Genomic DNA, 16476 nt, shown 5'->3' on the forward strand with positions numbered 1-16476 from the left:
GCGCGCGGCCAGCAGGGCCGCCGACACCTGATGGGTAACCGAACGCCGTCGACGCAATGCGAGGTTCACCGAAACCAGTCGCGACAGCCGACTGGTATACCAACGGTGGGCCGACACCGACGTCGCGACCCGTAGTCGCGACGTCGGTGGTGCAGCGCCCAACACACCTAAACCTATTGCAGTTCAGAGAAGTTCAAACCCTGTTGGGTGCTCGTTGCCGCTCCGAACAGCCGATCACGGATCGGCGTAGAGTGGCTTGTATCGGTGGCATCTGGTACACGTGAATGAGCCACACCGTGTGGTTGTCGACCCGAGAATCCGGTCAGTCTCGCTGCCCAGTTAGGAGCGTCGCCATGACGCGGCAGCCGGCGCCTGGAAATGCCCGAAACCGCAGCACGCCGGTACCCACCTTGCGGTTGCGCCTGAAGCCCCAGGAACCCCGGAGCGGCTACGTCGACGGAGCATGGTGGCCGCACAGCGATGATCTGACAGCAGAACTGCCAGATCTGTTGGCGGCGCTCACAGTCCGTCTCGGCGCTATCGCCCGTGTGGTCTACAACCACAGCGAATGGGGAAGAACACCGACGAAACTCATCAACGGCGATCGAACCGTACAGCTCGACTGCCACCGGCCGCATCCGCCCAACACCATCGAAGTACGCGGAATCAACCGTGAGGCTATCGCCCTATTGGTGGTGCCGCACTGTTGCGATCCAAGCAATGCGCACGCCGCGGTGACGAACGCCGCAGCACCGAATAGCACCGCCACGGTGGACACACTTCTCGGGATAAGCGTCGGTGCGCGACAGCGGCGCACGTTGGCAACCGATGCCCAGCAACGCTGGCTCGCATTCAGAAAGCCCGCGCGAGTTGGAGGCTGAGGGCCGCGACGCGGTCCGCCGGACACCGGATACCAGAGGCGAAAGGCATCATGACTCCCATCGCTGAAGCGCTGGTCACCGGTGGCCATGCCGACATCGATACGTTGGCCTCGCAACCGGGCGGTGCGGCGAATTCGGCCAGGGCCAGGTCGCCCATACGTTGGCCGGCACCGCAATCAAAACGGCATTATCTGCGGCACAGTCAATGTGGGATTCCGCATGCGCTACACCGGAAACCGGATCGCGTTACGTGGGCGATGGCGGAAAGGGGCTCGATGATTCCGAAGACGGTTCTGATCGCTGAGAACTCGCCGGCTGGACGGTCTTCGACATGAAACGACAGGTGGGCGCAGAGTTAGACGTCGAGGTCACAGGGCCGACGACATTAGAGTTCCAGATTGCCATTGCACCGCACCCGAACGCCGAGGTGTTCGAGTCATTGTCGTTTTTTCTCGACGGAAACGCCGTTCACCCCCAGGAAATCAGCGGAATGCACGGCAACCGTATCCACAAGATCGATATCCAGGCGGGCACCCTGAGAGTTGCCTACGCCGCAACGATCGTGGGCAGGACCGATCCAGCACCGGTGACCGAATACGACTTGTCGATGTACCTGCGGCCCAGCAGGTACGCCGAGGCCGACAAGTTCTACGGCTTCGCTGCAACCGAATTCGGCAACTACGCCAACACCACATCGCTGTTGGAAATGGTCTCCTCGTGGGTGGGCACCCGGCTCGACTACGTCCCAGGTTCCAGCGATCCCATCGACGGAGCGGTGGACACCCTGCTCGCCGGCGCCGGAGTGTGCCGCGACTTCGCGCACCTGGTGGTCGCGCTGCTGCGCGCGGTCAACGTGCCGGCCCGCGTCGTATCGGTCTATGCACCCGGTCTGTATCCGATGGACTTTCATGCCGTTGCTGAGGCCTACGTCGACGGCATATGGCGAGTGGTTGACGGAACACTGCTCGCTCCGCGGCAGTCCCTGGTGCGAATCGCCACCGGACGCGATGCAGCTGACACCGCGTTCCTCGACAACCACGATGGCGCGATCACCCTAACGAGGATGGAGGTCACCGCGGTGGTGGACGGCGAACTTCCCGCAGACTCGGTGGACCAGTTGGTATCAATCAGATAAGTCTGGGGGTGTTGGCTGCGGTCGCGATCACGGTTTCGAACGCTCCGTTGGGGCCATCGGAAAACCGTTCTACCCGTTAGCCTGCCCCACCTACGGACGGGATGGGCCGCAGCCGCCGTTCGGTGCCACCGGCGCCCTAAGCGGAACCCGCACCCACCTGCTGACCGCGGATCCGCTGCGAGATCACCGCGGTAATGCCATCGCCCTGCATGGTGACCCCATAGAGCGCATCGGCGACTTCCATTGTCGGCTTCTGGTGCGTGATGATGATGAGCTGCGATCGGTCCCGCAGCATCTCGAACAGGCCGATCAACCGGCGCAGGTTCGTGTCATCGAGGGCCGCCTCCACCTCGTCCATGATGTAGAACGGCGACGGACGGGCCCGGAAGATCGCCACCAGCATCGCCACCGCGGTCAGCGCCTTCTCACCACCGGAGAGCAACGACAGCCGGGAGACCTTCTTGCCGGGCGGGCGGGCCTCCACCTCGATGCCGGTGGTGAGCATGTCCTCGGGCGCAGTGAGCCGCAACCGGCCCTCACCACCCGGGAACAACGAACTGAAAACGGTCCGGAACTCACGTTCCACGTCAACGAAGGCGTCACTGAACACCTGCAGAATGCGGGCATCGACGTCGGCAACCACATCCAGCAAATCCTTGCGGGCCGCTTTGACGTCCTCGAGCTGGGTGGACAGGAAGTTATAGCGCTCCTCTAGCGCAGCAAATTCTTCCAGGGCTAGCGGGTTGACCCTGCCCAGCTCCGTCAGTTCACGCTCGGCGCGTTTGGCGCGGCGCTGCTGGGTGGCGCGATCAAAAGGCATCGGGGCCGGCGCGACGACCTGTTCGCCACGTTCGCGGGCCTGTTCGAATTCGGCCATCTCCAGCTCGGTGGGCGGCAGCGCAACATCTGGGCCGTACTCGGCGACCAGATCTGATGGCGCCATCCCGAACTGCTCTAGCACCATCTGTTCGACTTGCTCAATTCGCAACGCCGCCTGGGCATTTGCCACCTCGTCACGGTGCAGCGAATCAGTCAGTATGGCCACTCGCGCGCTCAGCGAGTTGGTTTCTTCACGAACCGCCGACATCGCCGCTGAACGCTGATGCCGTTCGGCCGCCAACTCGTCACGAAGCTGCGACGCCGTATCGACCACCCGGTTCAACCGCCACGCCAACAGCCGCCCGGATTCTGCGACGGCCGCGGCCACCGCCGCCGAGCGCAATCGAACCGCCCGCGCAAGTTCGGCGCGCACCCGGGCTTCACGTTCCGCCGCGGCCGCCCGGCGCAGCGAGTCAGCCCGCCCGCGCACCGCGTTGGCACGCTCCTCGGCGGTCCGCACGGTCAGCCTGGCCTCCACTTCAATGGCGCGCGCGCTCTCGGCAGCGGCCGCTATCTGCTGGCGGTCGACCGGTTCGGCAGCCCGGACGTGCTGGGACTCTTGAGCGTTGCGCAGCCGGCTCTCCAGCTCGAGAACCTCTTCGAGGGTCTGCGTTCGCCCAACCTCTAATTCCTCACGCTGTCGCAGCAGCCTGGTCCACTCTTCCTCGGACCCACGCGCATCCTGTCCGATGCGGCCTAGTTGCTCATACATCGCCGAAATGGCGGTGTCGGATTCGTTGAGCGCCGCCAAGGCCTGTTCGGCCGCATCCTGGCGGGCGGTCTGATCGGTCAACGCACCCGAGAGCGCCGCGCCGAGTTCGGCCACCCGCACCTCCGCGGCGGCCAGCTCGCTACGGGCCTTGTCGATCTCCGAAGTGATCTCCAGCGTGCTGGGTTTGCGGTCCGAACCGCCGCTCAACCAGCCGGCACCCACCAGATCACCGTCGAGGGTGACCGCACGCAGTTGCGGTTGGGCCTGCACCAGATCCAGCGCTTCGGACAAATCGTTGACCACGACAACGCCCGAGAGCATCGCCGTCATCGCTGGTCGTAACCGCGACGGCACCTCGATCAAATCCAGCGCCCACAGCGCCCCGGACGGCAGGACACCGGCCGGCCGGTGGTCGTGGGCACCCGGCCAATCACCCAGCACCAGCGCGGCGCGGCCGCCGTCGGCTTGCTTGAGCGCGGTGACCGCGCTGCGGGCTGCCCCGAAACTGTCGGCGGCCAGTGCCTCGGCCGCCGACCCGAGCACTGCGGCAACTGCCGCCTCGTAACCCGAACGCACCTTGACCAGCTGGGCAACCGACCCGAAAAGCCCGGCATCGCTGTGATTGCGGGCCAGCCACGCCGCGCCGTCCTTGCGGTCCAGACCCACCGACAGCGCCTCGATGCGGGCCCGCAGCGACGCCACCTGTCGCTCGGCGTCACGTTCGGCGACCTGCAGTTCGGCGAGCCGCTGCTCGGCCAGCCGCAGTGCCGCGACCGTGCGTTCGTGCTGCTCGTCCAGACCGACCTCGCCCTGATCCAATTCGCCGACGCGGGCCTGCACGGTCTCGAACTCCGCGCGGGTCTGCTGGGCCCGGGCGGCGGCATGTTCGATGCGCTCGGAGAGCCGCGCAACGCTGTCGTCGATCGATTCGACGCGCGCCCGCATGGTTTCCACCTGTCCGGCCAGCCGCGCCAGCCCCTCACGGCGGTCGGCCTCGGCGCGGACCGCCGCCAAGTGCGCGCGGTCGGCCTCGGCGGCGCGATGCTCACGGTCGGCCAACTCCGCGCGCGCGGCATCCAGCCGGTCGCGGGCTTCGGCCAGCTCGACCAGCAGCTGCTGTTCGGCGATGGCGACCTGCTCGGCCTCTGCTTCCAACGCGTCCGGGTCGGTGTCGCTGTTGGTCACCGGCTCGACGTCGAGATGCTGAGCACGCTCGTTGGCGATGCGCACCGTGGTGCCCACTCGTTCGGCCAATGCCGACAACCCGAACCAGGTGTGCTGAACCGACTCCGCCCTGGACGTGAGCTCGGCCAGCGCCGCCTCGTGGGCGGCCAACTCTTCGGCCGCCACGGTCAGGCGGGCAGCGGCCTCGTCGTGCTCGCGACGCATCGTCGCCTCGGCTTCGAAAATGGCTTCGCGCTCGGCGCGCCTGCTCACCACATCGTCGGCGGCCAGCCGCAGCCGCGCATCGCGCAGATCGGCCTGAATGGTCTGGGCACGGCGGGCCACCTCGGCCTGTCGGCCCAGCGGCTTGAGCTGGCGACGCAGTTCGGTGGTCAGGTCGGTGAGCCGGGCCAGGTTGGCCGACATCGCGTCGAGTTTGCGCAAGGCTTTTTCCTTGCGCTTGCGATGTTTGAGCACACCCGCGGCTTCTTCGATGAATGCGCGGCGGTCCTCCGGTCGCGACTGCAGGATCTCGTCCAGCTTGCCCTGACCGACGATCACATGCATCTCACGGCCGATGCCGGAGTCGCTCAGCAGTTCCTGGACATCCATCAACCGGCAACTGCTGCCGTTGATTTCGTACTCGCTGGCGCCATCGCGGAACATGCGCCTGGTGATCGACACCTCGGTGTACTCGATCGGCAGGGCGTTGTCGGAATTGTCGATCGTGACCGTGACTTCGGCGCGCCCCAGCGGTGCCCGCGACGACGTACCGGCGAAAATGACGTCTTCCATCTTTCCGCCACGCAGGGTCTTGGCGCCCTGCTCACCCATCACCCAGGCCAGGGCATCCACCACATTGGACTTGCCGGATCCGTTGGGCCCGACCACGGCCGTGATGCCCGGCTCGAAGCGCAGAGTCGTCGGCGCAGCGAAGGATTTGAAGCCCTTCAGCGTCAGACTCTTGAGGTACACGACCAGCCAGACTACCCAGCAGCGCATTCGCCCCAGCCGGTCCCCCGCAAGCTGGCGGACCCGCGCACCCTCACTCGCGGCGCATCTCGCCGCCCGGGCTATCGCTCGCTGAACCCACTGATCGGTTCAACGGGTTGCGACCAGTCCGCGACGACCTTGTCCACCCGGCCAGGAGTGGTATCACCCTCGAGCAACCGCAGCAGCTGAACACCCGAGTCACGCGGCCCCTGGGCGACCACCATCACCCGGCCGTCAGCGTGATTGGCGGCGTAACCGGTCAGGCCCAGCTCCAGCGCCCGGCAGCGGGTCCACCAGCGAAAACCGACCCCCTGGACGTGACCGTGCACCCATGCGGTCAGCCGCAAATCCGGCTGTGACACGGGCGCGACATCGGCGACCTCGAAATTTACCACGGTGCCCGACTTCAGCGTGCGGACCACGGTGCAGACCAGGTCGATAGCCCGGTCGACAACCACGCGCACGCGCTCTTTCTCGTCTTCGGACAAACCCGACAGGTCCAGCTCCAGGGTCTCCTCCAACAGCGGATAGCGTTCCTGATCGCGGTCGGCGGCACCGGAAACCCTGACCACGGCTTGGTAGTCGTCGCCGAGACGACGAGCCAGCGGCCGGTCACTGGACATACCGCTGCACGCGGCAAGCGCAATCTTCATCAACTCGCCCGGGGTGAACACCCCGTGGACGTCCTCAGAGCCGATGAGTACCTGCGCACCCCGCGAGCTGTGTCCGGCATAGCGGCGGGCGCCGGTGCGTTCGACCCACAGTTGCGTCATGGCTTCTTTCTACTAAATTGCGGTGCCGGCTCCGGACACCACTACCGCCCCGGGACGGCGCCACCTCACCCCCACGAACTCGACTCCGGCTACCGGCGGGGCCGCGGCTGACATCTCGAGCAGTAGAACGACGAGCGGTTCATGAACTTTTCCCGACGCATCACCGCACCACAGCGCCGGCAGTTTTCTCCTTCGCGGCCGTAAGCGTCCAGCGATCGGTCGAAGTAGCCCGACTGACCGTTGACGTTCACATACAGCGAATCAAACGAGGTCCCGCCCTTGGCCAGCGCCGCACGCATCACATCGGCGGCAGCATCCAAAACCGCGCCCAGTTGCCGACGGGTCAGCGTGGCGGCCACCCGGGCGCCGTGCACCTTGGCCCGCCACAGCGCCTCATCGGCGTAGATGTTGCCGATTCCCGACACCACCTGCTGGTCGAGGAGTTGGCGTTTGATCTCAGAGTGCTTGCCCCGCAACACTTTAATGACGGAGTCGGCGTCGAATAGCGGGTCAAGCGGGTCACGCGCCAGGTGCGCGACCGGCGCCGGTACCACGCTGCCGTCGACGCTCACCAGGTCGGCAAGCAGCCACCCGCCGAAGGTCCGTTGGTCGGCAAAGCTCAGCACCGTCCCGTCATCGAGCACGGCGGAGATCCGCACGTGCTCGGCGCGTGGAACGCCCCCCAGCAACATCTGCCCGCTCATACCCAGGTGCACCACCAGCGCGGTGTCCGGATCATCGCGCCCGGTCGTGGGCGACCCAGAGTCCAGCGTCAACCACAGGTACTTGCCGCGCCGATCGGTTCCGATGATGCGCGCGCCGAGCAGCCGCGCCGTCAAGTCGGCCGGCCCTGCTTCGTGGCGGCGCACCGCACGGGGGTGGTGGACCCGCACCGCGGTCATCGTCCTGCCCACCACGTGGTCCTGCAGACCGCGCCGCACCACCTCGACTTCGGGCAGCTCAGGCATCTAGGCCGACGAGTTGCCGGGCATGGCGCCGTCGAGGACTTCCAGACCTTCGAGTGCCTGGTAGGCGGCGGCCGCCGCCTTCTGCTCGGCTTCCTTCTTCGAACGCCCGACTCCCGATCCGTATTCGGTGTTGTTCACCACGACCACCGCGGTGAACTCCTTGTGATGATCCGGGCCGGTGGATGTCACCGCGTAAGACGGGGCGCCCAGACTGCGCGAGGCGGTCAATTCCTGCAGGCTGGTCTTCCAATCCAATCCGGCGCCCAGCGTGGGTGCCGCGTCGAGCAACGGACCGAAGATGCGCAGGATCGCCTCGCGCGCCACCTCCATTCCGTGGTGCAGGTATATCGCGCCCAGCAGCGATTCCATGCCGTCGGCCAGGATGCTGGATTTATCGGCACCACCGGTGTTGGCCTCACCCCGCCCCAACAGCATGTGGGCCCCCAGACCGTGTTCGGACAGGTGGCGCGCCACATCGGCCAGCGCCTGAGTGTTGACCACGCTGGCCCGCAGTTTGGCCAGGTCGCCTTCCGAGCGTTCCGGATGCCGGTGGAAGAGCTCGTCGGTGATCGTCAGCCCCAGCACCGCGTCGCCCAGAAACTCCAGCCTCTCGTTGGTCGGCAACCCGCCGTTCTCATAGGCGTAGCTGCGATGCGTCAACGCCAGCGTGACAAGTTCCTCAGGCAGCTCGACGCCCACCGCGTCGAGCAGCGCTTGCCGTGACACGCTCACCGCTCACCCCGCCCCGTCGCCTCGGGGACGTCGGGGGTGAACATGTCGGCCAGCTTGGACCACCTCGGATCGATTTGGTCATGGTGATGACCGGGCTCGGCATCCAAGGCGACACCGCACTGTGGGCACAGTCCCGAGCAATCGGGCCGGCACACCGGCGACAACGGCAGTTCCAGACCGACGGCGTCGATGATCGGTTGCTCGAGATCGATCCTCTCGTCGACGACGCGGCTGACCTCGCCTTCCTCCGTGGTCGCCTCGGTGGTGCTGTCGGGATAGGCGAATAGCTCGGTCAGGTGCACCTGCACGCTGCCGGTGACGGGAGTAAGGCAGCGCGAGCACTCACCGACGGTGTCCGCGGCGACGGTCCCTGTCACCAGCACTCCCTCCGATACCGACTCCACCCTCAGGTCGAGCTCCACCGGCGCACCCTTGTCGATCGCGATCAGGTCCAGCCCGATGCGTGAGGGGCTGTCCACAGTGGTGCGCACGGTGACCATCGACCCGGGGCGGCGCCCGAGTCGGGCAATGTCGACCGTCAAGGGGCTACTTATTACATGTCCCGATTTTGTCTGGCTACGCTGCCTTGCCATAGACGAAATCCTACGGCGCGAGCCCGCGGTCTGGCGCCATCCGGTTTGCCCGGCCTCCCGGCGGCCGCTCGCGACTAGCGCGTGGCGTAGTCGTGCGTACCGGCCGCGGTGCGTAGCTGGTGGCGTCCCCGCCCGACAGAACGGAGCGTGCCGTTGAGCATTTCCTCGAACTCGGCAAGTTTCGTGTCCACATAGACATCGCATTCACCACGCAGCCGGTCGGACTCGGCGTGGGCGGTATCGACCAGCCGGGTGGCTTCCGCATTTGCCGCCTGGACCACCTCGTTCTGCGAAACCAGGCGTTGCTGTTCTTTGATGCCCTCCTGCACGGCGTTCTCGTACGAGATATTGCCGCTTTCGATGAGCCGATCGCATTCCGACTTGGCCCGACTCATGCTCGCTTCGTATTCGCGCTTGGCCGCGGCCGCGATACGAATGGCCTCCTCGCGCGCTTCCCCTACCATTCGTTCGCTGTGCTGGCGCGCCTCACCAACCATCCGATCGGCCTGAGCTTTCGCATCGGAGAGAATCCGGTCAGCCTCCGCACGGGCGTGGTTGAGCATCGATTCCGACTCGGTGGTCGCCGAGGACACCATCGAGTCGGCATGCGCCTTGGCCTCCTGCAGCATTGAGTCGCGCGCGTCGAGCACATCCTGGGCGTCGTCAAGTTCACCCGGAATCGCGTCTTTGATGTCGTCGAGCAGCTCGAGCACGTCGCCACGGGGCACAACGCATCCGGCCGTCATCGGCACGCCGCGGGCTTCTTCGACGATTGCGCCCAATTCGTCGAGCGCTTCAAAGACTCGGTACACGGCCATACCCTCCTGGTATCACTGGCACTGCTGTTGTTACCAGTGTGCCCGGTGTTATCCCTGTGACGATGGTGCGGCACCGGTGTGTCGGGTCTATTTCCAGATTTCAACGCGGTCTCGGCGACCCGCGATACGGCGGTTCCTGCAGCACACGGCCACGCCCAGCGGCGGCCCGGGCCGGCGGGTGTGGCCGCCGAAGCGGTCATCGCCGGGCCCGCGCGGCACCGCGCCAGTGAGTCGTCTAACCACCACTACGAGGAAGAACGCCGATACAAGCGGTTTGTAAACCAAGGTATGGTGACCCCGTGAACGGGCGCTCAAGCAACAGTAAAAGCGACGAAAAGCTAACTGCACCTACGCTATACATTTTCCCACATGCCGGTGGAACGGCGAAGGATTACGTTCCATTTGCTAAGGAATTTTCCGGCGAAGTGAAGCGGGTAGCCGTCCAATACCCCGGCCAGCAGGACGGGTACGGCCTGCCGCCACTGGAAAGCATCCCCGGCCTCGCCGAGGAAATCTTCGCGATCATGAAGCCAGCGGCTCGGATTGACACTCCGGTCGCGCTTTTCGGTCACAGCATGGGCGGAATGCTGGCGTTCGAAGTGGCATTGCGATTCGAGGCGGCGGGTTATCGGGTACTTGCCCTGTTTCTGTCGGCCTGCTCGGCACCGGGCCACATCAAGTACAAGCAACTGAAGGGCTACTCGGATAACGAGATGCTCGACCTCGTCGCCCGGGCAACTGGAACCGATCCAGAATTCTTCAACGATGAAGAATTTCGAGTGGGAGTCCTGCCGACATTGAGGGCAGTTCGAGCCATCGCCGGTTATAGCTGCCCACCGGAAAACAAATTATCGTGCCCAATCTACACATTTATCGGGAGCAAAGATTGGATTGCCACCCGAGAAGACATGGAACCGTGGCGCGAGCGCACCACCGGAGACTTTTCGCTCCGCGAGTTTCCCGGCGACCATTTTTACCTGAACAAAAATTTGCCAGAGCTGGTAAGCGACATAGAGATCGGAACGCTGCAGCAGTTTGACCAAATTTAGCTAGGGCGAAACCTGGGCCCGCGACGCCGGCTGACGGGCGGCTTACCACGCTCCGGCATCCCGGTTCGCTGCACGCCGGCGGAGGGCCGCCGGGCCGCCGCAAGCCGGCCCGGTTTCACCCCCGCATGCCACCTAGCCTGAGCCAATGTGCCATGGATCACCCGCGACGGAGGTTTCGCCGATGTTACCTTTGTCACAACTGGACGCCAGTCCCAAAACCGCTGGCATCCTGGTCCTAGCAGTCGAAGCCTCATATCTCACGCAACTAGACATTGGTCACACATGCCTCAAATTTCACAGAACGTACGACCGCTTCCCCCGGGGGGCATGAAATTAGCGCTCAATGCTGATCAAAGCGCTGGGATACTAGATAGTGCGATCTGCGGGCGTCGCAAGCAGCGACCAGATTTTCCGAATACCGCCCGCACCTGTCTCCGAAGGCGCATACCCTACAGCTAGGGATTCGTTATTCGGGGAACTGGGTTTAGTCTAGGGCCGACTGCTGGTGCCACGCAGGCGTGCTTTGCGAGGTGCAAAACTGCGGCAGCAACAGAGCGGCCTGGTCAATGCGGACCAGCGCGGTTAGACAGCGCTGAGAAGTCTCGCTGTGAGATCGCAAGCGGGTTCACAGCTTCCGCAACACATAATTGAGCAGACAGCCGAATGGGAGTGTAGTTCGATGCCGGTGACCGACCGTTCCATCCCCTCTTTGCTGAAGGAGCAGGCCGAGCAGCGGCCCAACGAGACTGCCTTTACTTTTCTGGACTACGACTTAGATCCCAACGGCTTTGCCGAGACGTTGACCTGGTCGCAGGTTTATGCGCGTGCCTGCGTCGTTGCTGACGAACTCACAATGTATGGCGTCCCGGGTGACCGAGTAGCGATTTTGGCACCGCAGGGGCTGGAATACGTTGTCACGTTCCTCGGCGCACTACAGGCCGGCTTCATCGGGGTCCCACTTTCAACACCGCAGTACGGCGTTCACGACGAACGTGTATCCGCGGTACTGCTGGATTCCCAACCGGTCGCCATTCTCACAACCTCGGCTGTGGTAGGTGACGTCACAAAATACGCCTGCTCACAAGACGGACAGCCCGCTCCGTCGGTCATCGAGGTCGACCTGCTCGACCTGGACACCCCGCGCCCGCTGCAAGCTCTCCCGCAGCCCTCCTCCGGGTCCGCGTATCTGCAGTACACGTCTGGGTCGACCCGCACCCCGGCCGGCGTCATCGTCTCGCACGAGAATGTCATCGCGAACGTGACGCAGAGCCTGTACGGGTATTTCGGCGGTCCCGACAAGATGCCGGCGGACACCACCTTGGTGTCATGGCTGCCGCTGTTTCACGACATGGGTCTCATCCTCGGAATTTGCGCCCCATTGGTGACCGGTTGCACCGCCGTCTTGTTGAGCCCGATGTCGTTCCTGCGCCGGCCGGCCCGTTGGATGCAGTTGCTGGCCAGCCATCCCAAATGCTTTTCCGCGGCACCGAACTTTGCCTTCGAATTGGCGGTGCGCAGGACGACCGACGAGGACTTGGCCGGACTCGACCTGGGTGACGTGCTCGGGATCGTCAGCGGCAGTGAGCGCATTCACGTGGCAACGATCAAGCGGTTCACCGAGCGTTTCGCTCCCTTCAACCTCAGCCCAGCTGCGGTGCGACCGTCCTACGGCCTCGCCGAGGCAACCCTCTACGTGGCCGCACCGGAACCCGGCACCACCCCCAGGACGGTCCGGTTCGACTACGAGTCCCTGACCGCCGGCCACGCCAGGCCGTGCCGGGCTGACGGATCGGTCGGCACTGAACTCATCAGCTACGGGTCGCCCGACCCGTCGGCCGTGCGAATCGTCAACCCCGAGACCATGATCGAGAACCCATCGGGGACGGTCGGTGAGATCTGGGCGAATGGCGAGCACGTGGCCATGGGGTACTGGCAGAAGCCCGAGCAGAGCGAGCGCACGTTCAACGCACTGATCGTCAATCCCGCGCCCGGAACACCTGAGGGACCGTGGCTGCGCACCGGAGACTTGGGCGTCATGTCCAATGGCGAACTGTTCATCATGGGCCGGATCAAGGACCTCGTGATCGTGGACGGCCGCAACCACTACCCCGACGACATCGAAGCGACGATCCAGGAGATCACCGGCGGGCGCGTGGCGGCCATTGCCGTGCCGGACAACATCACCGAGCAACTGGTGGCGATCATCGAGCTGAAGAGGCGGGGGGCTTCTGCGGAGGAAGCCATGGTCAAGCTCCGCTCGGTGAAGCGCGAGATCACCTCGGCGATCTCGAAGTCACACAGTCTGCGGGTGGCCGACGTCGTGCTGGTACCGCCCGGCTCGATCCCGATCACCACCAGCGGAAAGATCCGGCGTGCGGCCTGCGTCGAACGCTATCGCAGCGACGGATTCAATCGGCTGGACGTGACGGTATGACACCGAGCATCGGTGGAGAAGCCGACCTCCGCCACTGGCTCGTCGATTACCTGGTCACCAACATCGGCTGCCCACCCGATGAGGTCGACCCCAACCTTTCGCTGGCTGACCTCGGCGTGAGTTCCCGTGACGCCGTTGTGCTGTCGGGCGAGTTGACCGAGTTGCTGGGCAGGACCGTCTCCCCGATCGACTTCTGGGAACATCCGAACATCAATGACCTGGCCGCATACCTAACCGCGCCCGAGTCCAGCACGGGGGCCGAAGCCGCAGTGAGCCGCACCGTGCGCGGCTCACTCGAGGAGCCCATCGCCGTTGTCGGCATGGGGTGCCGGTTTCCGGGCGGGATATCCGGACCGGAAGCGTTGTGGCAGTTCCTCTGTGATCGCAAGTCCTCGATCGGTCGGGTTCCCGACGAACGGTGGGCGCAATTCGACGACGGATCGCCCGCGGTAAAAGCGCTGCTGGCCCGCACCACCCGGTGGGGCTCGTACCTGTCCGACATCGATGCCTTCGACGCGGATTTCTTCGAGATCTCCGCCAGCGAGGCCGACAAGATGGACCCGCAGCAACGCCTGCTGCTGGAGGTGGCGTGGGAAGCGTTGGAGCACGCGGGAATTCCGCCGAGCTCGCTGCGCCGTTCGCAAACCGGGGTGTTCGCCGGCTCATGTCTGAGTGAATACGGCGCCATCGCTTCCACCGACCTTACTCAAGTCGATGGCTGGAGCAACACCGGCGGCGCGATGAGCATCATCGCCAACCGCCTCTCCTACTTCCTTGACCTGCGTGGCCCTTCGGTGGCAGTTGACACCGCTTGCTCGTCGTCGTTGGTGGCGATTCATCTCGCCTGCCAGAGCCTTCGAATGCAGGACTCGAACCTGGCGATCGCCTCCGGGGTGAATTTGCTGTTGTCTCCGGCGGTGTTTCGCGGATTCGATCAGGTCGGCGCATTGTCGCCAACCGGCAACTGCCGCGCCTTCGACGCGGCCGCCGACGGTTTCGTCCGTGGTGAAGGTGCCGGGGTGGTGGTGCTCAAGCGGTTGACCGACGCGCAGCAAGACAGCGATCGAGTGCTCGCAGTGATCTGCGGTTCGGCGATCAACCAGGACGGTCGCTCCAACGGTCTGATGGCTCCCAACCCGGCCGCGCAGCAGGCCGTGCTCCGTGCGGCCTACACGAACGCGGGGATGCAGCCCAGCGAGGTCGACTACGTCGAAGCGCACGGGACCGGAACATTGCTGGGCGACCCGATCGAGGCGCGCGCCCTGGGCTCGGTGCTGGGCCGCGGTCGTCCCGAGGAATCTCCGCTGCTCATCGGCGCCGTCAAGACCAACCTCGGCCACACCGAGGCAGCGGCCGGAATCGCCGGTTTCATCAAGGCGGTGCTGGCGGTGCAGCATGGCCAGATTCCGCCCAACCAGCGTTTCGAGAGCCCCAACCCACACATTGCCTTCGCCGACCTGCGGATGAAGGTCGTTGACGAACTGACTGATTGGCCGGACACGGGTCATCCGCGGCGGGCCGGCGTGTCGTCATTCGGATTCGGCGGCACCAACGCCCACGTGGTGATCGAGCAGGGTCAACAAGCGGCTTCCTCGCCCGAGGCGGGCTTGACCCCGGCGCTGTCGACACTGGTGGTGGCGGGTAAGACGCCGGCGCGGGTGGCTGCTACGGCCGGGATGCTGGCCGATTGGATGGAGGGCCCGGGCGCCGAGGTGGCGCTGGCCGATGTGGCCCACACGCTCAACCATCACCGTTCCCAGCAGGCCAGGTTCGGCACCGTGGTCGCCCGGGAACGCGCCCAAGCGGTGGCCGGACTACGCGCGCTGGCCGCCAACCAACACGCCCCCGGCGTGGTCAATCCAGCCGACGCCCCGCCCGAGCCGGGCACCGTGTTCGTCTACTCCGGCCGCGGATCGCAGTGGGCCGAAATGGGCCGCCAACTGCTGGCCGATGAACCCGCCTTCGCCGCAGCCGTCGCCGAACTGGAACCGGTATTCGTGGCCGAAGCCGGGTTCTCCCTGCACGACGTCCTGGACAACGGAACAGAACTAGTCGGGATCGAACAGATCCAGCTAGGCCTGATCGGCATGCAGCTCACCCTCACCGAGCTGTGGCGCTCCTACGGAATCCAGCCCGACCTGGTCATCGGCCACTCCATGGGCGAGGTCGCCGCCGCCGTGGTCGCCGGAGCACTGACCCCCGCCGAAGGATTGCGGGTGACCGCCGTGCGCTCGCGGCTGATGGCCCCACTGTCCGGACAAGGCACCATGGCCCTCCTGGAGCTCGATGTGCCCCAGACCGAGGCGCTGATCGCCGACTACCCACAGGTCACGCTGGGCATCTACAACTCGCCGCGCCAGACCGTGATCTCCGGGCCCACCGACCAGATCGACGAGTTGATCACCGTCGTACGCGCCCGAGACCGTTTCGCCACCCGAGTCAACATCGAAGTGGCCCCACACAACCCGGCCATGGATGCGCTGCAACCCCAGATGCGTTCGGAACTAGCGGATCTGGCGCCGCGGACCCCAACAATCCCGATCATCTCCACCACCTACGCGGACCTGGGCGCCGCCCGCGAATCCGGCCCGACCTTCGACGCCGAGCACTGGGCCATCAACATGCGCAACCCAGTGCACTTCCAACAAGCCATCACCGCAGCGGCAACCGACAAGCACAACTTCATCGAAATCAGCGCACACCCGCTGTTGACCCAAGCGATCCTGGAAACCCTGCACACCGTGCAGCCCGGAAGCAAATACACCAGCCTGGGGACCCTGCAACGCGACAGCGACGACACCATCGTCTTTCGCACCAACCTCAACACCGTGCGCACCGCCCCACCCCAAACCCCCCACCCCCCCGAACCACACCCCCAAATCCCCACAACACCTTGGCACCACACCCACCACTGGATCGACACCCCAGCAGTCGCCAGCCGATCGGCATCAACCCCGGACAAGGACGCCGCTGGGTCCAGCGAGCCCTCGGTGTCGGGCGACTCCGACGATGCGGTTGACTCCTGCCACTACCGGGTGGGCTGGCCCACCAAGCCTTTGGCTGATGCCGAGGCAAGCACCGAGACCGCAAGCGGTACCCGGTGGCTGGTGTTCGCGGACGCAGAGCTCGGTGCCGAGCTGGGCCTGGCCGCCGGCGCACAAACACGCGTCGACGTCATCGACCCGTCCGCGCTGACCGAGGAGAGCGAGCTGCTCGCGGCGCTTGCCGGCGTCGAGCATGTGGTCTACGCCCCACCCGCAGGAAAGTCCCTTGACGTCAACGCGGCCTACCAGCTCTTCCACCAGGTGCGCCGCCTGGTCACGGTGATGACCAAGGCGTCTTTGA

At 65.1% G+C, this 16476-nt stretch carries 10 protein-coding genes and 2 pseudogenes; 5 read left to right on the plus strand and 7 right to left on the minus strand.

Annotated features, from left to right (window positions below; genetic code table 11):
• Window positions 1–353: 353 nt before the first annotated feature.
• Together G6N41_RS24370 and G6N41_RS24375 are read left to right on the plus strand one after the other, a co-directional pair.
• Window positions 354–881 carry a DUF5994 family protein gene (locus tag G6N41_RS24370; protein WP_198965907.1) on the plus strand — a complete coding sequence of 176 codons (528 nt, stop codon included), beginning with the start codon at window positions 354–356 and terminating at the stop codon, window positions 879–881.
• Window positions 882–1212: 331 nt separating this feature from the next.
• Window positions 1213–2016 (plus strand): transglutaminase-like domain-containing protein, encoded by an 804-nt coding sequence (locus G6N41_RS24375; protein ID WP_198965908.1) that lies wholly within the window; start codon window positions 1213–1215, stop codon window positions 2014–2016.
• A 136-nt stretch (window positions 2017–2152) separates the two neighbouring features.
• On the opposite strand, the gene smc is transcribed toward G6N41_RS24375, so the two are convergent.
• The 7 genes and pseudogenes from smc to sepIVA form a co-directional block, all read right to left on the minus strand.
• Window positions 2153–5746, minus strand: a complete 3594-nt coding sequence (gene smc / locus G6N41_RS24380; RefSeq protein ID WP_198968000.1) for a chromosome segregation protein SMC — start codon at window positions 5744–5746, stop codon at window positions 2153–2155.
• A 98-nt stretch (window positions 5747–5844) separates the two neighbouring features.
• Window positions 5845–6126 carry an acylphosphatase gene (locus G6N41_RS29225; protein WP_231609046.1) on the minus strand — a complete coding sequence of 94 codons (282 nt, stop codon included), beginning with the start codon at window positions 6124–6126 and terminating at the stop codon, window positions 5845–5847.
• A gap of 6 nt (window positions 6127–6132) precedes the next feature.
• Window positions 6133–6537: pseudogene (locus tag G6N41_RS29230) on the minus strand (OsmC family protein); the annotation flags it as partial.
• A gap of 89 nt (window positions 6538–6626) precedes the next feature.
• Window positions 6627–7505, minus strand: coding sequence for a DNA-formamidopyrimidine glycosylase (gene mutM / locus G6N41_RS24390; protein WP_198965910.1), 879 nt, complete (start codon window positions 7503–7505; stop codon window positions 6627–6629).
• On the minus strand, window positions 7506–8237 hold the full coding sequence (gene rnc, locus G6N41_RS24395; RefSeq protein WP_020728233.1) for a ribonuclease III: 732 nt from the start codon (window positions 8235–8237) through the stop codon (window positions 7506–7508).
• Complete coding sequence (locus G6N41_RS24400; protein ID WP_198965911.1) at window positions 8234–8830, minus strand: YceD family protein; 597 nt, start codon at window positions 8828–8830, stop codon at window positions 8234–8236. Before G6N41_RS24400 ends, rnc begins: the two co-directional genes overlap by 4 nt.
• Window positions 8831–8904: 74 nt before the next feature.
• Window positions 8905–9642: a cell division protein SepIVA gene (sepIVA, locus tag G6N41_RS24405; RefSeq protein ID WP_015355171.1), complete on the minus strand. Its 738-nt coding sequence runs from the start codon at window positions 9640–9642 to the stop codon at window positions 8905–8907.
• A 269-nt stretch (window positions 9643–9911) separates the two neighbouring features.
• Here sepIVA and G6N41_RS24410 point away from each other — a divergent pair, with 269 nt between their 5' ends.
• The 3 genes and pseudogenes from G6N41_RS24410 to G6N41_RS30195 all read left to right on the plus strand — a co-directional run.
• Window positions 9912–10697 (plus strand): thioesterase II family protein, encoded by a 786-nt coding sequence (locus G6N41_RS24410; protein ID WP_036426411.1) that lies wholly within the window; start codon window positions 9912–9914, stop codon window positions 10695–10697.
• A 679-nt stretch (window positions 10698–11376) separates the two neighbouring features.
• Window positions 11377–13131 carry a long-chain-fatty-acid--AMP ligase FAAL26/FadD26 gene (gene fadD26, locus G6N41_RS24415; RefSeq protein WP_198965912.1) on the plus strand — a complete coding sequence of 585 codons (1755 nt, stop codon included), beginning with the start codon at window positions 11377–11379 and terminating at the stop codon, window positions 13129–13131.
• Window positions 13128–16236: pseudogene (locus G6N41_RS30195) on the plus strand (type I polyketide synthase); the annotation flags it as partial. The gene fadD26 and the pseudogene G6N41_RS30195, both read left to right, overlap by 4 nt.
• Between the last annotated feature and the right edge of the window lie 240 nt (window positions 16237–16476).

It is taken from the genome of Mycobacterium shottsii (assembly GCF_010728525.1).
GTDB classification, from domain to species: Bacteria; Actinomycetota; Actinomycetes; order Mycobacteriales; family Mycobacteriaceae; genus Mycobacterium; species Mycobacterium marinum.

Excerpts from the sequence above, each read along its gene's own strand:
- G6N41_RS24370 (WP_198965907.1), top strand. The coding sequence starts at position 354 with ATGACGCGGCAGCCGGCGCCTGGAAATGCCCGAAACCGCAGCACGCCG.
- G6N41_RS24375 (WP_198965908.1), top strand. The coding sequence starts at position 1,213 with ATGAAACGACAGGTGGGCGCAGAGTTAGACGTCGAGGTCACAGGGCCG.
- mutM (WP_198965910.1), bottom strand. The coding sequence starts at position 7,505 with ATGCCTGAGCTGCCCGAAGTCGAGGTGGTGCGGCGCGGTCTGCAGGAC.
- G6N41_RS24400 (WP_198965911.1), bottom strand. The coding sequence starts at position 8,830 with ATGGCAAGGCAGCGTAGCCAGACAAAATCGGGACATGTAATAAGTAGC.
- fadD26 (WP_198965912.1), top strand. The coding sequence starts at position 11,377 with ATGCCGGTGACCGACCGTTCCATCCCCTCTTTGCTGAAGGAGCAGGCC.